This window comes from Candidatus Poriferisodalis sp. (genome assembly GCF_965215815.1).
GTDB lineage: Bacteria > Actinomycetota > Acidimicrobiia > Acidimicrobiales > Poriferisodalaceae > Poriferisodalis.
The window spans coordinates 83,169-105,035 of record NZ_CBDCEO010000011.1 but is presented as its reverse complement, the minus strand read 5'-3'; the positions used below and the strand labels follow the sequence as shown (position 1 = coordinate 105,035).

16 protein-coding genes are annotated in these 21,867 nt (G+C 65.3%); 10 read left to right on the top strand and 6 right to left on the bottom strand.

Annotation, left to right across the window (positions count from 1 at the left end; all coding sequences use genetic code 11):
- Positions 1–69: 69 nt before the first annotated feature.
- Positions 70–594, bottom strand: a complete 525-nt coding sequence (locus tag ACOOHB_RS01905) for a metallophosphoesterase (protein ID WP_420443136.1) — start codon at positions 592–594, stop codon at positions 70–72.
- A 337-nt stretch (positions 595–931) separates the two neighbouring features.
- Here ACOOHB_RS01905 and ACOOHB_RS01900 point away from each other — a divergent pair, with 337 nt between their 5' ends.
- From ACOOHB_RS01900 to ACOOHB_RS01865, 8 genes are all read left to right on the top strand, one after another.
- Positions 932–2,572: a hypothetical protein gene (locus ACOOHB_RS01900; protein ID WP_420443135.1), complete on the top strand. Its 1,641-nt coding sequence runs from the start codon at positions 932–934 to the stop codon at positions 2,570–2,572.
- A gap of 103 nt (positions 2,573–2,675) precedes the next feature.
- Positions 2,676–3,812 (top strand): AAA family ATPase, encoded by a 1,137-nt coding sequence (locus tag ACOOHB_RS01895; protein WP_420443134.1) that lies wholly within the window; start codon positions 2,676–2,678, stop codon positions 3,810–3,812.
- Positions 3,809–5,116 carry a DUF2201 family putative metallopeptidase gene (locus ACOOHB_RS01890; RefSeq protein ID WP_420443133.1) on the top strand — a complete coding sequence of 436 codons (1,308 nt, stop codon included), beginning with the start codon at positions 3,809–3,811 and terminating at the stop codon, positions 5,114–5,116. Before ACOOHB_RS01895 ends, ACOOHB_RS01890 begins: the two co-directional genes overlap by 4 nt.
- A gap of 353 nt (positions 5,117–5,469) precedes the next feature.
- A complete protein-coding gene (locus ACOOHB_RS01885) occupies positions 5,470–6,759 on the top strand; it encodes a GmrSD restriction endonuclease domain-containing protein (protein ID WP_420443132.1) in 1,290 nt (429 codons plus the stop codon).
- Positions 6,760–6,911: 152 nt separating this feature from the next.
- Positions 6,912–7,241 (top strand): hypothetical protein, encoded by a 330-nt coding sequence (locus ACOOHB_RS01880; RefSeq protein WP_420443131.1) that lies wholly within the window; start codon positions 6,912–6,914, stop codon positions 7,239–7,241.
- Between the two features lie 21 nt (positions 7,242–7,262).
- On the top strand, positions 7,263–7,739 hold the full coding sequence (locus ACOOHB_RS01875) for a TIR domain-containing protein (protein ID WP_420443130.1): 477 nt from the start codon (positions 7,263–7,265) through the stop codon (positions 7,737–7,739).
- A 126-nt stretch (positions 7,740–7,865) separates the two neighbouring features.
- A complete protein-coding gene (locus tag ACOOHB_RS01870; protein ID WP_420443129.1) occupies positions 7,866–8,426 on the top strand; it encodes an excalibur calcium-binding domain-containing protein in 561 nt (186 codons plus the stop codon).
- A 199-nt stretch (positions 8,427–8,625) separates the two neighbouring features.
- Complete coding sequence (locus ACOOHB_RS01865; protein WP_420443158.1) at positions 8,626–9,408, top strand: potassium channel family protein; 783 nt, start codon at positions 8,626–8,628, stop codon at positions 9,406–9,408.
- A gap of 354 nt (positions 9,409–9,762) precedes the next feature.
- Here the strand turns inward: ACOOHB_RS01865 and ACOOHB_RS01860 are convergent, their stop codons facing one another.
- The 3 genes from ACOOHB_RS01860 to ACOOHB_RS01850 all read right to left on the bottom strand — a co-directional run bounded on the left by ACOOHB_RS01860 (position 9,763) and on the right by ACOOHB_RS01850 (position 14,014).
- Positions 9,763–10,326 (bottom strand): hypothetical protein, encoded by a 564-nt coding sequence (locus ACOOHB_RS01860; protein ID WP_420443128.1) that lies wholly within the window; start codon positions 10,324–10,326, stop codon positions 9,763–9,765.
- Between the two features lie 1,432 nt (positions 10,327–11,758).
- Positions 11,759–12,523: a TIGR04255 family protein gene (locus ACOOHB_RS01855; protein WP_420443127.1), complete on the bottom strand. Its 765-nt coding sequence runs from the start codon at positions 12,521–12,523 to the stop codon at positions 11,759–11,761.
- A gap of 705 nt (positions 12,524–13,228) precedes the next feature.
- Positions 13,229–14,014 carry a hypothetical protein gene (locus tag ACOOHB_RS01850; RefSeq protein ID WP_420443126.1) on the bottom strand — a complete coding sequence of 262 codons (786 nt, stop codon included), beginning with the start codon at positions 14,012–14,014 and terminating at the stop codon, positions 13,229–13,231.
- Positions 14,015–14,470: 456 nt separating this feature from the next.
- On the opposite strand from ACOOHB_RS01850, the gene ACOOHB_RS01845 reads away from it, so the two are divergent.
- The gene (locus tag ACOOHB_RS01845; protein ID WP_420443125.1) at positions 14,471–15,841 is read left to right on the top strand and encodes a hypothetical protein; all 1,371 of its coding nucleotides are present in this window, start codon (positions 14,471–14,473) and stop codon (positions 15,839–15,841) included.
- Entirely contained in the window at positions 15,838–17,700 is a 1,863-nt protein-coding gene (locus ACOOHB_RS01840) for a hypothetical protein (RefSeq protein WP_420443124.1), read from the top strand. The genes ACOOHB_RS01845 and ACOOHB_RS01840 overlap by 4 nt, the downstream gene beginning before the upstream one ends.
- Positions 17,701–18,264: 564 nt before the next feature.
- Here the strand turns inward: ACOOHB_RS01840 and ACOOHB_RS01835 are convergent.
- The gene (locus tag ACOOHB_RS01835; protein ID WP_420443123.1) at positions 18,265–21,144 is read right to left on the bottom strand and encodes a hypothetical protein; all 2,880 of its coding nucleotides are present in this window, start codon (positions 21,142–21,144) and stop codon (positions 18,265–18,267) included.
- Complete coding sequence (locus tag ACOOHB_RS01830; protein ID WP_420443122.1) at positions 21,141–21,845, bottom strand: hypothetical protein; 705 nt, start codon at positions 21,843–21,845, stop codon at positions 21,141–21,143. Before ACOOHB_RS01830 ends, ACOOHB_RS01835 begins: the two co-directional genes overlap by 4 nt.
- Positions 21,846–21,867: the final 22 nt, after the last annotated feature.

Sequence of the window (21,867 nt, the reverse complement as noted above, 5' to 3'; positions counted from 1 at the left end):
CGTCCCACCGTAGCGAACGAACGCGCGCTTAGCGGGGCACCGAACACTCGCGCGCGGACGATTGGCCATTCAACGACATAATTTCCCTTCTTCGGGCCAGCGCCAGTGACGCACCGAGGGTTCGCGCCGGTCCGGCGACACGGCACCGGCGAGCGCCCCGAACGCGCATCCGCCCCAGCGCCAGACGCTGCCTCGCCACGCCCACCAGATCGATCCGCCCAGATGCAGCGGACGCCGCGATGCCATCGCCGCACGACCGGCTTGTGTGAACGGGCATATGGCCAGTGTGGGCCACGCTTCGTGGTTGCCGTCGATAACGATGATCGGGGCCGGCGAGTCGTGCGCTGTCCACATGAACGACGCTTGGTTGGGGCCGTGGCGGCTCCAGTGGCGGTCCGAGAGCCAGAAATCCCCGACTTGCACGATCGCCCCGGCGCCCAGATCGACGGCCGCCTCGATCGCGGCCCTCTGAAGCGTCTCGGTGCCGTGTATGTCGCCAACGACGAGCACTTCGCCCATCGCGTCAGGGCTGAGCGCGGCGACGTCGTCTCGCGCGTGTTCAGTTGTGAACTCGTAAGGCTCGCATTCAGGCATGGGTCGTCTTCTTGGCTGCGCCGCCGCGCACCACGGCTGGGGGGTCCGCTCGGGCGCGGATGCGGGCTCTGGGGTTGCATCGCACCGTAGAGGTGGGGTGTGACGCACAGCGAGTGATTTCGGGCCGAGACCGACCGCGGGAATGGGTTGGGAAGCTGTCGGCGGATTCCCACGACGGCGATGCGAAGAGGGGCCTTGGGCGGTCCTGCTCGGCAGCTGGGACCGCGCGTGTGACATCCGTTGGCGAGATGTGCGGTCCTGGACCGGCGTGTCCGCGGCGAGCTTTCGCGGCGGCGAGGTTGGATGTTTGTGACACCCCTTCGCGAGGGTCGCGGCCATGTCTGGGACGAACATGAGCGGGCGCCGGGTGGTGGTGTGGCCGCAGGGTGATCTGGTTCGCCGTGTGGTGCTGGACGGCGTCGAGGTCGTCTTGGAGCGGCGGGCCGGCGTGTGGGCTGTGGTCGAGGAGGAGGTTTTGGCGTCGGAGACGGCACTGCTTGAGACCTTGGGGCAGCCCACTGAGGCATTGGGCCGTGCGAATGGCGTCGTAGCGGCGCTGAACGCGCAGCTGGTGCGCCCTGATCAGCTCAGCGGCCTGGTGCGCCGGCTGGCGTGGCTGTGGATGCGTCGGCCGTACGGGTATTGGCATTTGGCGTTCGATGAGCGTGACGCGTTGGCGGTGGCGTGCGCGCATCTGGGCGGCGACGCGGCATTGGAGTTCTTGTCGTGGGTGCTCGCCAAACGGCTCGAGCCGGCGTTGTGGCGCACGGCGTGGATGCCGCCGGGCTGGCACGGCTGGGCCGACGAGGCTCGATGGGAGTTCGACAGGGAAGTGGCGCAGCGGCTCGGTGAGGGTTTCTTCGAGACGATCGCGGCCCATCCTGATCGGCGTTTTCGGGACGTGGCTGTTGCGACGGATCCTGTTGGGGATCCGCGGCGTCTGGGTGAGCTGGCTGCCGATCGCGACTGGCGGGTGCGAGATCTGGTTGCGGTGAATCCTTCCACGCCGGTCGACGTTCTCGAGGGGTTGAGTTGCGGGACTGTGCGGGACCCTGAGGCGATGCGCGTGCGGCTGAGGGTGCTGCAGAACCCGTTCGCGCCGGCCTGGCTGATCGCGGAGGCTGCGGTGGCCCCGGTCGAGGAGCGCTTCGCGCGGCAGACTTCGCGCTGGGACATCGCAGGGATCGCCCAGCGGGTCTGGGCTGTGCTGCATCCGCGTGCCCCCAAGACGCTGCTGCGCGACTTGGCAGGTTGCGGCGACGCGACAGTGCGGGCTGCGGTCGGACGCTCGGCGCGTGCGTCGGCACGAGTGCTCGAAGCGCTCGCCCCGAGCTTGGACACCGATGTGCGTGCCGCGGTCGCAGCGAACCCGTCCGCGTGTGCGTGCCTGCTGGAGAGGCTTGCCGGGGATTCCCATCGCACGGTACGCGCCGCTGTCGCTTCGAACCGTGCGACGCCGGCCGGGATGCTGGTCGGCCTCGCCGGGGACAGCGTCGCTGCGGTGCGCCGCGAGGCCGCGAGAAACGAGGCGACACCGTCGGGGGTTCTGCGTGCGCTGTGCGAGGACTCCGACATGCTCGCCGCAGCCGCGGCGGCTGCGAATCCAGCGACCGAGCGCAGCGGGATGCGCGCCGTGGCCGAACGGATCGCCGTCGCCGGCGAGTGGCCTGCTCGGGAGATCGCCGCGGGTCTCGCCGAGACGCCCGGCGTGCTGTTGGGATTGCTGGCGGACGATTCCGTTCGCGAGGTCCGCGTCGCTGTCGCCGCGAACCCGAGAGCGCCTGTGCGTGCGCTGCGGGCGTTGTCGCAGCGCGCCGAGACCGAGCTGGACCTCGAGATGCTCGGTGCGCTGCTCGACAACGACGCGCTCGACACCGCGCTGCGCGCACGCACCGCTGACGCGTACACGGCGCACAGCGGACCGCCGCCGCAGCTGTACATGAGCCCGGCGGACCAGCGCAGATGGGCGCAGCGGTGATCCCGCCCAGAGCCGTCGCGGTCCCAGCTCGGCGGATGCGTGTCACACCCCTCCGGAAGCGTTCGCGGCTTCCCCAGCCAACCCAAGACTCAAGGAGACAACGATGAGCGACACGACTCAGCGGCTCACCCTCGAAGCGATGCAGATCCTGATGGCATCTCGCGTGCCGGTGCTGTTGTGGGGCGACCCCGGCACCGGCAAGACCACCACCATCGAAAAGTTCGCCGAAGCGGCCGGGTGGGGCGTCGAGACGGTGGTGGCGTCGCTGTATGACCCCACCGACATCGGCGGGCTGCCGGTGCGCACCCCCGCCGGAGTGATCCTCGAGCCTCCGGCGTGGGCGCGACGCGTCGCCGGCAGGGACAGCGACACGCTGGTGTTCTTCGACGAGATCAACACCGCGACGCCGGCGACGCAGAACGCGCTCATGCGGGTCGTGCTGTCGGGCCGCGTCGGCGACGTCGACCTCGGCTCCAAGGCACGGTTCGCGGCAGCGGCGAACCCGCCCGGGCAGAACTCCGGGGCGTGGGAGCTGTCCGCGCCGCTCGCGAACCGGTTCGCGCACCTGCGCTGGCCGCTCAGCGTCGACGAATGGGCCGCAAGCTATCTGGGCGGCTGGCCCGCACCGGAGCCGCTCAAGACCCCCGATCCCGACCTGAGCCGGGTGTCGTTCCACCGGGCGATGCAGACCGCGTTCGTGCGGCGCCGCGCCGGGGTGCTGTGCGCACCGCCCGACGCGACCGGCCTCGCCGCTGACAGCGGCGGACAGGGATGGCCGTCTCCGCGCACCTGGGAACGCACCGCCTCGTGCCTCGCCGCAGCCGACGCCGCCGGGGCGCATCCCGACGTGAGCGCGCTCATCGCCGAAGCGCTGCTGGGCACCGCTGCGGCCGCGGAGTATCTCGCGTTCCTCTCCGACCTGGACCTGCCCGACCCCGAAGCGCTGCTCGCGGATCCCGCTTCGCTGGTGCTGCCAGAACGTCCCGACCAGCAGCTCGCCTGCCTGCACGCCGTCGCCGCAGCGGTCACCGAGCACAACACGCCGGCCCGCTGGGCGAAAGGCTTCGAGGTGTGCATCGCCGCAGCCCGCCAAGACGCACCCGACATCGCCATGACCGCAGCCCGAACTTTCGCCGCGATCCGGCCCCCACGCGCTCGCCTGCCCCAAGGCCACGACGTCCTCAACGACGTCTTCCTCGAACAGCTCGACCCCGACCTCGACCCCGAACCGGGCCAATGACCGCACACCACACCGACGACAACAGCGACGAGAGCCCGGACGTCGAGGCGGCGATCCGGCAAGCCGCCCAGCGGCGCATGCGCGCTGCCCGCTACTGGATCGCAACCAACTGCCCCTATTACATGACCGCGCTGTTCCGCTGCCCGCTGCGCACCACCGACCACGTCGACACCGTCGTCATCGACCGCAACTGGCGCATCTGGGCCAACCCGGCCCACATCAACACCCTCACCGTCGGCCAGACAGCAGTCGAGCTGATGCACGTCCTCAACCACGCCCTGCGCGGCCACCACCATCGCGCCCAGCACACCATTGCCGATCCATTCCTGGCCTTGGCATGGAACGTCGCCGCTGACTGCGAGATCAACGACGACCTTCTCGACGGCCTCGCGTACCGCACCGCGGAACTGCCCGACCACTGGCTCACGCCGTGGAAGCTGCACATGGGCGATTCCCAAACAGCCGAGACCTACTACCGGCGCATCCTCGGCGGCGACCGCATCGACCCCGACACCGGTGCCGTCGCCTGGCTCGACCAAGGCTCGGGCGACGTCCACCGCCACAGCGCCGACTGCGGATCAGCTGCCACCGGCATCACCCCCCACTGGGAACCCCCCGCCGACCCCCACACCCCCAGCGACACACAAGCACGCATGCTGCGCCGACGAACAGCCCAACACGCCCTCGACCACGAACAACAAGACCCCGACACCGTCCCTGAAGCACTCCTGCGATGGGCCCACGAACAGCTCGACCCCCAAATCGACTGGCGCCGAGCGCTCGCCGCCGCTCTGCGCCGCGCCGCCCACCACCGAACCGGAGACAACGACTACACCTGGACCCGACCCCCACGACGCCCCAACCCCCACACCCCCCACGGCGAGATCCTGCGACCCGCCACCAGCCGCCCCATACCCGACCTCGCCGTCATCGTCGACACCTCCGGGTCCATGGACGCCGACGACCACAACACAGCCATCGCCGAGATCGACGCCATCTGCGCCCGCGTCACACCCGGACACCACATCGACTACTACGCCGTCGACACCAAAACCCGAGCCCGCCAACGCATCACCAACACCCGCCAACTGCCCCTGCACGGAGGCGGCGGCACCGACATGGCCGCCGGCATCAACACAGCCGCCCAAACCAGACCCACCGCCATCATCGTGCTCACCGACGGACACACACCCTGGCCTGACCAGCCACCACCCGGACAGCCCACCACCGTCGCCGTCCTCATCGGCGACGACGCACCCACCCTCGACATCCCCCACTGGATCCAAACCATCCACATCAACTGACCCCCGGCCCAGCGACGTCGACCGCACCCCACACAACACACAGGCCGTCGGACCCGCAGAAACCTCCTTGCGAGCGTCACCTCAGATCGCGACACTCGCGTCGCATGGCCCAGCCCCGACTCGCCTTTTGCACCCGGCACCCCAAACGGCGCTCCCCGGCGCGCCCGCCGCGCGGCACACCCCGGCTGTGGATCCCGCACCGAACCAAACCCTGAACCCGACCGACACCGATCCGCCCGTCGCCGGACCCCGCCGCCGACACCGATCCGCAAACGCGTCACACCACACACATAGGGTCGCGCCCGCAACCCGCGACGCCCCCGAATGGCCGAATCCCTCCAACAAGGCCCGACATGAGACACCCGAACCGCTTCCGCGCTGCAGCGGGACGAATCGCCGCCGCAGCAGTCCTGCTCGCCGCCGCAGGGTGCGCCACCACCGTCGACACGACCGCCCCCACCGCTCCCGCAGCCGAAGACACCGCACCAGCGGCTCCCGAACCGACACAACCCTCCGACACCACACCGGCAACCACCCAAGCCCGCACCCGAGACACGGCGCCCGCCACGACTGCCGCCGGCGGGGAACCCCAAGCACAGGCCGAGGAAAGCGAAGAGCCCGACGGCTCGGCTGTACCCGCCGACAACGGGACGCAAGCAGACGAGAACGGCGCAGCAGACGTCAGCGAAGCCGAGGACGAGAAGACAGACGAGCCAGAAGCCGACTCTGAAGACGAGGACACTGGCGCTCAGGACGAGACAGAGGCAGGCGTCCGGCCCGAGGCGGACACGACTCCTCGAACCAAGATTGACGAGTACCGCCGACTGTTCGACGCCTTGACGGTCGCCCCCGAGATCGCCGGCGGCTACGGCCGCAGCCTGTTCAAACACTGGACCGACGCCGACAAAGACGGCTGCGACACCCGCAAAGAAGTCCTCCTCGCAGAAGCCATCCGAGCGCCCCAGATCGGCACCCGGTGCGCCCTGTCGGGCGGGGAATGGCTCAGCCGCTACGACGGCAAGACCACCGACGGCACCGGCAGCGGCTTCGACGTCGACCATCTCGTGCCGCTGCAGGAGGCATGGCAGTCCGGCGCCCGGGACTGGGAGCCGGCGCTGCGCGAGCACTTCGCGAACTTCCTCGACTACCGGGACGCGCTCGTCGCTGTCTCAGCGAGCTCTAACCGCTCGAAAGGCGCTAGAGATCCCGCCGAATGGCTACCGCCCAGCGCTGGGGTGCACTGCTGGTACGCCGCTGCATGGGTCAACGTCAAGAGCATCTTTGACCTCAATGTCGACCGCGCCGAGGTCGACTCGCTCGACGGGATCCTCGCCGGTTGCGAAGACGACGACCTCACCACCTGGCCCCAAGCCCAAGCCGACCCCGACGACGACAGTGGCGACGAGAAAGACACGGAGAGTTCCGCGGAGGACACCCAGACCGAAGAAGCCGCTCCGGAGATCGAACCGAAGCAGGACAACGACTGCCATCCCGCTTACGAGCCCTGCCTGCCCAACTTGCCCGGCGACGCCATCAACTGCGGTGACCTGAGCGCTGACCAGAAACCCGTGACCGTCAAGGAAATAGGCGTCGACCCGTACCGGCTCGACCGAGACAATGACGGCCGAGGATGCACGAGCTAGCGCTCAGCACCTTCTGGACGAGGGCCGACCGTGTGCCGCCGACTGCTCGCTGCTGCAATTGAGAGGCTGCCATGACCATCACGACCGACAGGCAAGCCCACCTTCAAATGATTCAGAGCACCATCTCGCGGCTGGCAAATCAGAGCGCAAGCGTGAAGCGGTGGTACATGGTCGCGTGGGCCGCGTTGATCGCGTTCGCCCTGTCGAGCAGCCAGTCGTCTGCCCGGTCGGCGTGGCTCATTGCCGTCCTCCCGGTTGCCATGGGGGCGTCCGCTTGGCTGCTTGACAGCTTCTACTTGCGGGAGGAGCGACGCTTCCGGGCGCTTTACGACTTCGCTCGCAAGAAGGACCGAACGACGTTCAGCATGAAGCCGCGACCGGCGGCGGGCAGCGACACATGGCGCAAGACCGTTTTCTCGTGGTCGCTGTGGCCGTTCTATGCGCCTCTGATCGCCCTGCATGTCGTAGTCGTCATCTCATAGGCGACACCAAGGAGAATCGAAATGGCATACCGGAATGTGTTCTTCAGCTTCGGCTGGGATGACGATGTCTGGCGAGCAATGGTGGTGCGCAACTGCGGGCTGACCCTCGGCGTCAACGCCGCGGGCTTCAAGGACGCCGCCGACATCGAAGCCGTCAAGCGTCAAAGCGATGCAGCAATTCAGCGTTGGATCGACGCGCAGCTGGTGGGAACGACGGTGACTGTCGTCCTGCTCGGCGCGACAACATTCGCAAGCCGCTGGGTCAAGTACGAATTCGAGGCCAGCATGGCACGAGGCAACGGCGTTGTATTCATCGACATCAGCGGCATCGCAGACCAAGACGGCCGCACAACGACATTCGGTGGCTTACCCGCAGGCTGGACCCTTGTGGAGCATGGGTCCCACCCCCAGTATCTCTTTCGCGTGTGGGACACGCAGACGAGTCCGCAACACATTGGCGACTGGATCGAGCTGGCGGCCAGGAACGTTGGGATATAGTCACGCTGGCCGGGTGACATCGAAGCGCTACTTGGCGTAGGCACCGTCGATTCGAGTCCGGCGCGTTTTGTCGCTGCGGCCACGACGGTCTGTTGCGATTCCTTACGCGCCTTTTGGAGCTTCACCATGTCACTCCCGACCCGCAGGGTCAAAGCGGCGCTCGCGCTCACATTGGCGGCAGTGCTGATCATGACGAGCTGCGCCGTGAGCGACAACACGAACGACGAGCCGAGCACCCCGTCAGCACGCTCGTCGACTCAGACAGAGCCTGCAACAACGGCGGCCCCCGTCAAGGACACCAGCGACATAGCTGCACCTGCGACTCCCCCTCAGCCCGCGCCCACGACGACAGAGGCAACCGAGGCCACCGACTGCCATCCGGCGTATGTGACCTGCATTCCCAACCTCGCGGGCGACGCGTTGAACTGTTCGGACCTCTCTTCGTCCCAGAAGCCGGTACGGGTCAAGCAGACAGGAATCGATCCCTACCGTCTGGACGGAGACCGTGACGGGGTGGGCTGTGAGTCCTCCACCAGCAGTTCACAGACCCAACGACAAACTGATCGCACGACGGGCCGAACCTGCACCCACAACGGACGAGGTCACGGCTATCTCGGCTACAACCCCGGCACCCACACCCACCCCACAAACCACACCCACAAGACCGGCAAATGCGCCGGCGTGTGACGGCACCCGAGAGGCAACCCGAAACCGTGCAGCACCAAGACGTCTTCCCCAGTCAGAGTCACCGCCGAGCCACCGGGTCCTGAGCATGGAGTGCACGACGACGACCTGGGCTGCTCCCAGCAGTGCTCCTTCGGCTCAGTCAGCCCGGCGCACGGTCCACGAATAGTCCTCGGAACTAACCTCACGCCTCGTGGCATCGATGCAGGAGCGAACCACAGACGCATCCGATCCGCGAGCCGACGCGCTCAGGGCCTATGAGCGTCGAGCGGAGCCGGCGGTGTTTCTGCTTGCCGCAGCCAGCATCCCGATGCTGCTGCTCGAACAGCAGTGGACCCCGGCTCGATGGCTCGGCTGGCTGATCGTCGGACTGTTCGCCGCCGATTTGTCGGTTCGTGTCCTCATCGCTCCGGACCCGCGGCTCAAATACCTCAAGTCGCACTGGCTCGATGCGCTGATCGTCGTCTTGTCGCTGCTTCCGCTGCTGAGGCCGCTGCGGATGCTGCGGGCGGTCCAGCTGCTGCGGCCGGTCCGGCTCGCGCTGTTTGCGGCGAGAGCGCGGGCTGCAGCCCGCAAGGTTTGGGGCGAGATTCACGGAAAAGTTCTGCTCTTGGGATGCGGGGCCGTTGCGGTCATAGCGCTGGGAGTCGTCTACGCAGCGGAGCGAGCTGCCGCCGACAGCAGCATCCACTCAGCGGAGACAACGCTTTGGTGGGCTGTAACGACCATCACGACCGTCGGCTATGGCGACACGAGCCCGGTCACTCTGGCGGGCCGCGTCGCAGCCGCGGCGCTCATGGTCGTCGGCATCTCCATGTTCGGACTCATCACCGCCAATGTGTCTGCCCGCTTCATTCGTCAAGACACCCGCATCAGGACGCTGGACATAGCGCCGCAGAGTGACTCGACGAATTTCTGTCCCACCTGCGGGTCGCAGCTGCCCCAGCCTGAGATCGCGCCAGTGCATGAGTCCGCCGTCAGCTGAGCCTCGCGAGAAGTCGACGCGCGCTCCTAGCAGTCGCCTCGAATCGTGAGCTCGCTCGGGAGCACGGCCGACATCCTCATGGCGGTGGTTAGGGCACCTGCCAGGTGCGGGTGCACCCCTTCGTGAAGCACGGAGGCAATGTCGCGCCTCGGTGCACCGGTGCAGTCGCCCGGCAAGTGGCGCAAGCGTTGGCCCCGGTCTTGGCGCCCTCTCGGTTCGTTGTCGCGCTTGCACTTGGTGCTGTCGACCCACGGCCTGTGCACTCGCGTCGTGAGCGAGATCAGCGCCACTCAGAGCAGAACGACTAGCCGAGAGTCCACTCGAGCGCGGAGATGGGCAGAACCTCTGCTGGGATCATCGCCACAGATAGCCGCACTTTGTGCTCAGTGACGGCAAGTGGCTGTGGCCGCTCACGGTTCCGCCGCTGCGGCGCACATGGGTGTGCTTGGGAGCTCCGGCATGCCAGTGGGTACAGGAACCTGTGATCGTCGTCTCTTCCGCGGCTTGTTCTTCGGCGGCACTCGTGATGGGTCGTATGACGCTCAGGTCACCCGTAGCCCATCTGCCGATCAACTCGGCGGTCTCATAACGGTCCCTGCCGCCGATGCGCGATGCACCCACGGGCAGCCCGGCGTCAGGCACAGCAGCAGTGCCTCCGACCACGATCACCGGATCGGCGCTGGGGTGCAGTTCTTCGCCCGGCCCGTAGATGCATGCCGAGCCGAGCACGCCCTTGACGAGATAGGCAGCGATCAGATCCGGTGCGGACGCCTTCTTCACAATCACCGCGCCGTCACCTGAGCTGCAAGTTCCGTAGTCGGGCTGCGGTGGTTCCGGGTCATGTGCTGCGGCGGTGCTTGTCAACAGGAGAACCAGCAAGAGCAACGCTGACACCCCGATTATGAGTCGTTTTGACATGACTGCGCACGCTAGTCGTCGGTGCGCGTGAGGTTGTGTGCGCGTGATGCGGGTGGGCCGCCTAAGGCGGAGTGGCGCCGGCGGCGGCCGTAGTCGTGGACCCGGCCAGGCGAAATCCAGCCAGTCCTCGTTGTGCTGAGCGGCACGCGCGCAATGCTCTGACCAGCGGTTTGGGGCAAGACGCGTTACGGATTTAGCCCAAACGCGTTCCAGAATCGACGTTCGCGCGATCCACGGGATCGCGGCGAAGGCCTCTGACCTGGGGTTTGCCTATCCGCACCGACTCCGCTCCATAGCGCAACTCGATGCCGAACAAGCCGCGCCAAGCGCGACAGGGCCGTCAGCGACGCGCTCTGTCAGGGCCGACGACCCAGTCGTCCGCTAATCGACAAGGCCGACTCGGCCGGTGATGCGCTGACCTGCGGTCTTGGGCTCGACGCGTTCCGCGAATCGACCCAACGCGTTCCGTAAACCGACGAAACGCGTTCCGCGGCCACTCAGAAGCAACTCGCTGACCTGCGAGAACACAGTTTCGCGCCAACCCCATCTTGCGCGCGACCCGGCGGAGCTTCTTCAGGCGCTTCTCGTCAGGCCCGCGAGATGTTGCTCAATAGCTTGATCTACCGCCTTGGGAAGCGCAGCGACAGGGTCTGAAACTGACGGAGGTTGTTGACAGTCGGGGTTTCTCGTCAGAGGAATTCCTGATGGACGATCGAGATGGGATTTAGGTACGTGTTTACCCGTGACAGGTAGTCTTGACACACGAATTCTCAGCAACTAGCTAGAGGCTGGTTCTAACCAGATCGGCACTAGTTGATGGTGTTCACGCCGAACACGGAACTCGACGTACCAGCCAGCATGAACTTGGTAGCGCCTTGTGATGTTTGGCTGGCCGGGAACCTGTTGGCCGGGCATCTCAGCGGTGGACTGATGTTTCACGAAGTCCATCGCTTCGAGCGCGGCATTGTGCTCGCCCTCGTCGTAACCACTCAACATCTCAGCAAGACGTTCTATGCCGCCTTCGGGATCAACCCAGTTCCATCGGTCAGGCGATCTCACCGTTCGCTTCGACGGCGCGACAGAGCTTCCGCGAGTTCGTCAAGTGACATTTCATTCTCGCGTTGTGAGCCTCGCTGCACCCAATCTTGGTGGTATGCCTCTTCACGTTTGCGGGCTTCGGCAAGTGTGCTGCCCCCGAACGGCGATGCGCCGACCCGAGAGGACGGCTGTGGCACAGCAGCCGATGTGTCATTTCGTTGGCTGGGCTCTCGACGCGGTTTGGTGTCGCGTCTTGCGCTGGACGGTGAGACGTGTACGTGTTCCCGTGTCCTCAACAGTCTGATCGTCTGCCCTGATGATCGTGCGATGCGGCCTGGGCTGCTCCTTGCTGTCACGATTCCGGGTGTCTTGATGCGGAACCTGGACTGGCTACTCATCGCTCCAACCCCCATATGGCGTGGGCATGCTCAGTTGTAAGGGACACAAAACCCTTGACGATCTGTTCATGGGCTGCGTTCAGGACCGCGAGCGCACCGTCGAGACCGAGCGACGGGGCGAAGCCGCGCGAGGCGAGATGGATTGCGAGCAAGCGTTCTTCTTCGACACTGAGGGGGCCAATCTCTATGTCGAGCCATTGGCACGGTTCGGGGACGTGAAAGTGTAGGTACGTCGCCGCTCTGTAGGGCTCCGACAGAAAGTCGTTGCTCATTTCGCCGCTCCACGGAGCAATGATCGAGGCGGTGTCTTCGGGACCCGTCCAGCCGTTTCGTGCGGTGATGTAGTTCAGGTAGAACACTTCGCAGATGTCGGGTTCCAACGCTGTCTCGGCGACGCTCTCGACGTGTCGCCATGCTTCCTTGAAGAACTCTCGAATATTCTCGTAGCGTGGGTATTCCTCGGTGGGGTCGTCGTCGGACCAGTTGACCATGAGACGGTCCGGCTGAATTTGCACAACCCTGCTTCCGGCTGCGTTCTCCAACCACAGCCGCTCTCCGGCTGCCTTCTCATCCGCTGCTGACCCGCTTTCAGGAACCAGGTCCATTCTGGCGAGCACTCGCCGCGAGTGGCGTTCGTAATCGGGCCATGCTGCCGCGAACGCGTCTACGTGCTTCCAAGGCAGCGGTTCCACGAACTGTGCGATGAGTCCGACTTCTACAACGGGGGGGCTATCGAATGTTGGGAAGTCCGTCGCGGTCATGCGACCTGCTGGTCGCAACGTGTACGGGTCAAGTCGTGCGATCCCATAGCAGTTCCTCCTTGGACCAAAAACACATGTGCGTAGTTCGCGTTGTGAGATTACGTACCACGGGCGCGCGTGCGCGTGGTGGATGGAGTACTTCGTTTCGCGCATATTGTCAAGCGGCGCGAGCAGTCAGCTGAGCGGGGTCAGTCGGTGCGGGACAGCGAGGCAATCCAGCCGAGCAACAGGTTGAATGCGATGACCCCCTCTCCCACCGGACGGGTGCGACCGCGCCCCGGCCACGACACTCGGGGCGAAGTACCGCGGTACCAGGAGAATGAGTATCTCCACTTCACCCACCGAACGCGCTGTGGAGGTTGCCTGTGGCGAACAAGGATGAAGTCATCTCCGCACCCAACTGAACTGACGCAACACCTAGCCCCGCCGAGACGCGCCCCATGGCTGCGACGGAACCTACGCTGCAGGCCACCGACCCACACAACCAACGACCACAACGAGCCAACACCCATAACGACTGGACCAACTAGCGGGTCCCCGTCAGCGCCTATTTCCCATCGATGGTCCAAGCGCTGGCCGTGACATGGGCCCTGCCGAGGCGCGCAGCACCAAGGAGCAGCAAGCCAGCAGCGCGTGCCGACGGACCTGCGTCGCGGACGGGTGGAATTCTTCATGTGCTCAACGGCGATTCGGTGGCCGACGCCTTCACGGTCGCGCGTCAGCTCCTGGGCGCGGCTTGGTGAGCGTTTGTCCTACGTACAGCATCAGCTCCGGGGGGCTGTGCTTGACCGTTTTGATGGCTCGGTCGATGTTGTTGGCGCCGATGGTCATGTCGCGGGTGTGGACCGTGTCGGTCTCGTCGGTGTTGCGGCGTGGCTGTCCTCGTGTGGTTCGTCGTAGGGCGAGCCCGGCGGGTTCTTGGCATTCGAGCAGCTGTCCCAGCAGCTGCCACAGAGGCATGGTTTCGAGCGCGACGGCGTCCTGGGTGGCGTGCGGCCGGTACACGAGCTGGCCTCGATGGAATTGGACTCTGGCGCTGTCGCTGCCCTTACCTCTGCGCAGCTGGGCCATCAGCTTGCTCGCGGCCATGGCGACGGAGTGCTTCACGAAGTGCTCGACTGCGGGAGGGATGACGCCCGCGTGCGATCGGGTGCTCCAACTCCCGGACAGCCACTGGGACAGGTCCGGCATCACGTAGATGACGTCGGGGTGATTGAGATCACGGAAGCCGGCGTCATGCGCAGCGGCAGTGCTTAGGTCGATCCTGATGTAGGAGTCGATGGATCCGGTCTCGCGCCATTGGGATCCAGCGGAGGCGACCCGCTCGGGCGTGGTGGGCTTGATGATGAACCACTTGGCGAGTGTCTCGGGCCAGCGGGTAACGCTCTGGGCGTCTTCGTGCGAGCAGATCCACGTCGTGGGACCGAGCGCTGCGAACAGCGCCTGGACTGTCCACGTTTCGACGAGCCTTCGAGAGACGATGCGGGCCACGGGTCTGATTCCTCGGCTCGCATCGTCGCGCGAATCAGAGGCGCAGCTCGGCCAATCGCCTTCCGAGAGCTCGGCGAGTCGACACTGCGGTTGCGTCTCACGGCGACGTGTTCGGTCCGCTCGCGGTACCGCAAGCTCCCCTGCCCCTTGCCGCTCGCAGCCTCATTCTCCGATCCGAAGTGCGCGCGCGACCTGCATATGAGTTTATTTTTCTGAAACATCCGCTTAGCCGCATAGGGACTGGGAAATCGGGTTTGCACCTTGCAATCGCGTCGTTCCATGTCGTGGCACGTGATTACGGCTCATAGGTAGCAGCCGCAGTGCCGGTCGCCATTTCGGCAAGCGACACCGCGGCTGCTGAACCCGGCAAATGAGAACTTACCGACCCGTCGTCGATGCGGCCCCGCAGACCGCCAGGTGCCATCACCAGGCCGCGCGCGGTTTCGAGGTGCTGCTGTGACGGGCATCGCCGCCTACGGGGCCCAAGGAGGCATGGGCCGGCCGGAGACTGCAGCCGTCTCGGCTGACGATGCCTCCCGCGGCCGCGAGGTGAGCGGCAGCATCCGTGCGTCGATCCCGCTGATCCTCGCCGAGCTGCGGAAGATCGAGGGGCTGAGTCCCGCCACGAAGAGCAATCTGCTGTGGCTCGTGAAGAGCCTGCTGGAGTACTTGGTTCGCGTTGCCGGGGACCGCTGGGTCAACGTGACCCAGCAGATGATCGATGCCTGGTGCGACGGGAACTGGGAACATCCCGATACTGGTCGGAAGCCGGGCCGGTCTCTGCTGTCGAAGAAGCAGCGCCGCTGGGCTGCACGTCGTGTCGTGCGGGCCGCAATCGCCACGGGACAGTTGCCGTCCGACAATGCGATCGCGGGACTCGCGGACACGTCGCGGAAGCGCAGGCGCCCTGGGGGTGTCGGAGACGACGACCCGGGACACATCGAGCTCACCATCGAGCATTGGTGCCCCAGAGACGAGCAGTCGCGGGCTGCGACTCCCTTGTTGGGGATTGCGCGCGAGTTGGTGACCCACACCGGTCCGCCGTCGGGATCCGCGGCGACCGCGTGGCTGCGGATCGTGACCGACGCGCTGCTGTGGTCCGACGGCGAGCTCGGCACCGCCGACCCCGACTTTGTGCTGCACCCCCGCAACGTCGAAGCGTTCACCATGGACCCTGCGCGCGGATGGTCCGACGGGCGACGTGCCCAGGCGCGAACCGTGCTGCGTCGTGTGGGCCGGGCGGTCTGCCCCCAGCTGTGGCCCGAGGGCCCCCGACCGATCGGGGCCATCGACGCGGTGGTGCCGTACTCGGCGGTCGACGAGTTCCTGTTCCGCGAAGCAGCCTTGATGGCGGGCCGCAAGCTCCGATGCGAACGTCTGTGGCTGACCTCAGCGACCCTGGGAGCGGGCCTTCGCGGCATCGAGGCATTCCGGCTCGGCCCCCGCGACGTGGTGGAACTCGACGCAGGTCGACTGGGCGTAAAGGTGCAGCGCGACCGGCAGCGGATCGTCCCGATCCGCGAGAGATACACCGCTCTCGTCGTCGAGGCCCGCGACCTGTGCGGCTCAGATCGGTTTTTTGAGGGCGACAATCCCGCAGCGCCGTCAAGCCTGGCAACGCGGCTCACCGTCCAGGGTCTCGGACGGCTGCAGATCCAACGCGCCCGGGCCACGTTCGTATGCGCTCACATCAACGCAGGCACACCACTCGACGTCCTGCACGAGATCGCCGGCCCGATCACCGGTGCGTACCTCCATCAGATGCTCGCACGTTGCACCGGTCCGGTCGACCCCGTCCAGGCTGCCAACAGGGGACTCGGGCCGTGATCCGCCGCCAACCAGCGCTCAGACACTCGTCGGCGCCGGCTCCTGACCAGCTCGCCCCGGAAGAGGTTGCCAGGCGGCTCGACGCTAGCGAACTGCCCCACGATGTGCGCCGCCACCACGTCAAGCTGCACGCGGCAGACTCGGGGCACATTGCCGAACTCGAAGAGGTGCTGATCCGCTCAGGAGTCCTGCCGTACATCAGGCGCCGCTTCAAGCCCAAGGGCGGCAGCACCTCGAAGCTGCCGGACGAGTCCCTGCTGATGGGAGCGCTGTATGTCGCCGGTGAATGGAACAGCTACTTGCGGACCGAACTCACCGGGTTCTTCGCGGGCCTGAAGCCCCAAGACGCCGTCGATTGGGGCATCCAGCCTCTCGACGGGCTGCGGGAGCCCATCACGTACAACACGGTTCGCAAGCGAGCGGACCTCATCGAAAAGGCCCTGTGCGAGGGGTGGGTAGACGAGACCGACGGCACCGTATGCGACCTGCAATGGTTATTCGACTCGCTCATCGCAGCGTCAATACCCGACGAGGTCACATGGCGGACAGCGTCCGTCGCCATCGACACGACCGACTACCCGTCGTGGTCCCAGCCGCCCCATGCGCGGCGCGTGGTAGAGGCCGCCGTCGCCGAAGGTGACATCGCCGAGCTCAACAAGACCATTCGGCTCCGCCGGGGCGCAAAACGACGCAGGTTCAAGCGGACGAACGGCCTCATCGGCCAGCGCCGCTCCGACGGAGGGATCATCCTCAGCCGGACGCCGGGCGCCAGCTGGGGTCATCGAAACGCTGCCAGCGGCCACGCCGAAGACATCTTCTTCGGGAACCACGTCACAATCGCGGTCGCGGTCAAGTACAGGAAGGTGACCGGAAGCCAAAAGAAGGCCAAGTTCGGGCCCAGAATGCCTCCCTACATCGTCGCGGTCGACAGCAGCCCCGCCGGCGTCAACCCAGCCGACGCCGGCATCCGCACCTTCGTGAGAGCACGCAAGCTCTGCACCCACACCGACGACGCTGTTGTCGACCGCGGCTTCTCCCAGCTGCGGGGCACCTTCAACCGCGAGCTGCACAAGATGGGCGTCCACGTCACCATGGACCACAGGTCGGACTGGCTCAAGACCGCGAGGCCGGTCAAGCTCGGCCCCAGTGGATACCCCGCAATCGTCCACGCCGGCACCATCCTGCACGCATGCACACCGAAGAAGTGGAGAGTCCCGTCCGAAGGCCTCACCGAAGAAGAGCTCGAGAACTTCTACGTCTACCGAGAGAGATTCACGCTCACCGTCAACCGGCATTTCCCCAACGGTGACAAGCAGTTCGAGTCGCCCATCCACAGAGGCGACTTCACCATCGGCCCCGCCCAGAACACCGCTTCGACCGGCCGAGCCCTCTACCCCAAACCCGACGACTTCGACACGCTGTTCCCCGGCATCCCCAAAGAACTCCTCCGCCAGCCCTACATCATGGTGACCGCGGAAGAGCTCGACGACTACCAACAGCCCCACTTCGGCACCCCGCCGCAGAATCAGAGCTACGGGCGGCGCCTACCGAGCGAGAACGGGTTCGCAATCCTCAAAGAGAACAACGGACTCACCAACAAGACCTGCCGCGCCGCCAACGACGGCGCCCGAGCGATCTCAGTCATCGCGAGGATCGTTCGCACCAACCTCAACCTCACCCGCAAGCAACGGCAAGAAGCACAAGAGGCCGAGCAAGCAGCCAAGAAATCCAGACGCACCCACAACGCGACCCAACCCAAGACGTACGAACCCCGACAGCCCGACGATCCCGACCCCGCGACTTCACCCGAAACCGACACCGGCGAGTCCGACGCCAGCGCACCCCGCGCACCTCCCTAAGAATCGCTCCTCACGCCACAAATGAGGCAGACGGCCGCCGAGCCGTCTGCCTCGTCATGCCCGCACTCAAGCGAATCCCGACGGGTGCCCCACGAATTGACGCAGTGGCGCCGAACGAAGCCCCAAACCCACGCCTGAACGCACAAAATCGGGCCAAATCGGCCCGATTTCCTGGATTCTGGCCAACATCCACACCGGATATTGGCCAACATCCTATGGTGGGATGTTGGCCAGTCGCGTTTGCCCTGGTCAGACGGGGCAAATTCTAGCCCGGATCTCGATCTCCACATGATTCTAGGCGAATCTCCACATTGGCCGCGAAGAGGCAAAACCGCTGGTCAGAGCGTCGCGCGACGCACCAACGTCAAGCGGAAGTGCGCAAATGCGCTCTCAGAAGGCCATTCTCGGGTCGAAATCGGGTCGAAATGGCCGTTTTCGGGGGATCTGAGCGGTCTCGCAGCGACCAGGGTTATGAGTTCACTGCACGCTGCGGTTTCGCCATACGGCCCACCCGCATCACGCGTGCACAACCTCACGCAAAGCGACGGCAGACGTCGGTGCCGATCAAGCGGATCGTGGGGCGATGAACTGCCTGAATTCATGGTCGCCGCGCATGACGTAGTGGTCGATGATGGCTGATCGGTTTTCTTGCGTCTCGTGATCGTTGTCGTCGATTGTCGCTTGCAGGAGTGACTGGATCGGTTCGCTCCAGTGCGTGTGGTCCCAGTCGTCCGCGGTGTCGTTGAGCATCTTGAGAGCGAGCCGGGTGGCAGCGGCGGGTCGGGCAGCGGCGACTTCTGCCAGTCGCTCGACTGCGTGCCAAGAGTGCCAGCCGGGTCGACTCCATCGGAGTGTGGTCTCGAGGTGGGCGAGGGACCAGTCGTCTTCGAGTTTCCCCGACGCGAATGTGGATGCGAATGCTTGGCATTCGAGGGGATGCGCATCGGGCAGGTAGCTGATCTCTTCGATCCGAGAGTCCCAGAGCTCTCGGATTCGGGCATGGATTTCAGGGTCAATGTCGCCTTCGGTATTGCGTAGCGCTGTACCCACGTAGTTCATTACGCCTGCTGCGAGTTCGTCGTCAGCGAGTTCGAACCAGCGGTCCAGCAGGGAGTGTGGGGCTGTCGAACGCCACCAGAGGATCACCAAGTGTTGGCCGAGCTGCTGGTCGGGCCGTTCGTCATTGGGAGAATCGGCTTCCGGCCGGGCCGAGACCCGCTCCACCGCTGCCTCGTACTCGCCTCGGATTGCCCGAAATACCGAGTCGTACGGCGAGCACCAGCAGATGTACGTGTCCCATGCTGCGTCTCTGAATCCGGAGAGTTCGGGTGCTCGCGGGAAGATCTGTGAGGTGTTCTCGATGACCCATCTCTCGTCGAGCAGTGCTAGCCACGGCAGCCACTGCCCGTAGACGGTTCGGATGGCTAGCGACGGGTCCTGCTCGGGTTGCAGGTGTGCCTGCAGCACTGTGCGTACTTCGGGGAGCAGATCGAAGCCAGATTCGATGTCGGCGCCGCTTGCCTCGAATTCGCGACGGCACCAGAGCGCGAACTCGACGACAGCATGCATCGCGGTCCCGCGGTTGGAATTGATCGACAGATTGTGGAATCTCGGGCTGCCGTCGATCCGGGTCGCTTCGGTGGCCGGAGACGGGTCGGGGTCGCTGGTGAGAGGCTCGAGAATCTGCCAGACGGCGTCACGCCACTGGAAGGAGATCCGGTTGTCGCGGTCTGTCACGCCGGTCTTGATCAGTGACGCTGTCGCGCCCCTGGCCCATCGCCAGCCTGGATCTCGGTCCCAACTGCGGACATCCTCGTCCGGCTCGAAGGGATGCTCGACTACCGCAGCCATCAGCCGCAATAGCGGTGCCCACGAGACGGAGACGCCTGCCTTGACGGCGTCTTCGATGCCGTCCAAGAAGCTGCGAACGTAGGTCGGGTCCAGGTCGCCGAGCAGATCCGCTTCGGTCGAGAAGTCTGCAGCGCGGTCGACAACAGCGGCCCTGAATGTTTGGCCGAGACCTCTAATCGAGGGGCCGAATCCTCTCGCTGATGAGTCATCGGGACGCCACCGTTGGAGGTACTCGACGACTTGCGAGAGCGGCCAAGTTCTCATGTCGTCGACTGGCATCGGACTCTCCGGCCCGGTCGAAACCGATGACCAGCTCGAGAAGTCAGGGTGCTCCGGTTCTCCGAAACGCTCAGCCAGACCCTGATAGATGTCAACAACATCGTCGGGCAAGCGGTCGGCAACGAAGCTCAGACGGTCTCGCTGCCAGTGTCCGACATAGCCAGCCACGTCTTCCTCACTCGGAGGTGATCCCGCCAAGTCAGCCCAGCGTTGCCTCAACTGTTCGACATCGGGCCCAGCAAGTACCCACGCCAGATAGGACCGACACGCTTCGGGATCCGCGTCGCTGAATCGTTGCCTCAGTAGTCCTGCGTATTCGTGCAGCATGCCGGGATCCTCGAACAGGCCTGTGTCGGCAATCCGCTCACTCACCATGTGAGCGCCGCCGGACGTGTTGGCCAAGACATGCAGAGCGATTCGGCGATGAAGTGTTGACCCCGCATCGAGCCGGCGCACTGTCGCTTCGAGTTCCTCCTCACCGGCCCCGGCCAACATCACAGCGGCATCCCTCACAGCCGAGACGACGGTGCTTCGGACTCCGTGATCGGTGTTCTGTGGATGATCCTCGATCGCCGGCCGCCAGATGTACGAATAGGGGTCGTCATCAAGGGGCTCGCTCGGACCTCGGCTCAGGCGAATCGAGTCATCCAGCAGCGATGAGACGAGCGCTAGTCCTTCACTGCCAGCAGCACCGACGAGATCCGGCAAGATCTCTGTGACAGTCCGCTCGTACTCCCAATCTGAGCATCGACCGACTGGCTCGGCGCGATATGGCACGGATCCATGCTCGGCGGCTTCCTGCGCCGGAGTCGTTCGTGACTGCAACGCCAGCAGCACCCTCGTTGCCCTCAAGCCCTCCTTGACGAGATTGCCACGGAACAGGCGTGCGACCACCGATGCCGCCTTATCGTCGAAGAACCCGACACCTGGAGCCGCGACCCACTCGATAACGCGTCCCGCCAATTGCCCGAACTGTTCATCCGGCAGTGTGTCAAGGGCCTCAAGGAGGATGCGTGTGACGGCGGGGTTGGATGATCGCGGTATTCGGCTGAGCACCTCCGCTACTTCATCGGGCGCTTCCGATGCCATCCTGGCGAGGTAGCGGCCCTCGGGCCATGGCGGATAGCGCACATGGCCGCTCTCGTCGTCCCGAATGGGTTCAGGCGGTTCCCCGAAATAGCCGCGCTGCGCCAGAGGCGACACCCAGTTCGGGTTCTCCAATCGGTCGAAGAAATACCGACGGTTCTCGGGCCGAATCGCTAGCGCCTCAACCTCGGCGAGTTCGGGTTCGGACGGTCGACTCCAAGAGGTCATCGCTGATTCGCTGACGCGAGCAGCTGGTCTAGCGCGTCCAGATTCTGATACGAGCGGTTGGCGATCGCCATGATCGACTTCTCGAACGCCAAGAAAATCGCTGTTACCTCCGCCTCAGCGTCGGGCCCCAGCGGATCCTTGCCGACATGCGCAAGGCGTACCCCGCGCTCTGTTACGTTCCTCCAGCTCTTGACCCAACTCTCGACCACTTCGGTAGGCGGCGGATTCGGCCCGCCCACTTTGTGGAACAAGTGCCGCAGTCGCTCCCTGTTCGTCGGAGGTGCATCATTGTACGTGTCCACCAACTTGGCCACGGCTGAGAACAGCTGCTCCGAGACGCGATAGGTCACAGGTCCCGACGCTGAAGGAGACGCACGCTCACTGAGCGCCTGCCGATCACCAATCGGCAGATCCTCGGCAACCCATTTGCTGCTGAGTTGCTCTACCAGATGCTCATACTGCGGCCGCCTGGCATCGGTTCCAGTGAGCACATCCCTCAGGCGGTTCGCTATCTCCCGCATTGCGTGAGCGGCGAAGTGGACGCGGCCAGGCAGCTCCTCATCCATCAGGACACGAAGGCCTCCCACGTAGACCGTCGTCAACTCGGGTGCTGTCTTGTGAAACCACTCATAGAGATGTGCCCGCTCGTCGGTCCACCACGAACTAGACGCGGCCGTCGCCGCGCTCGGGCTGCCCGCCACCGTGCGTTCCTGCCGGATCGGT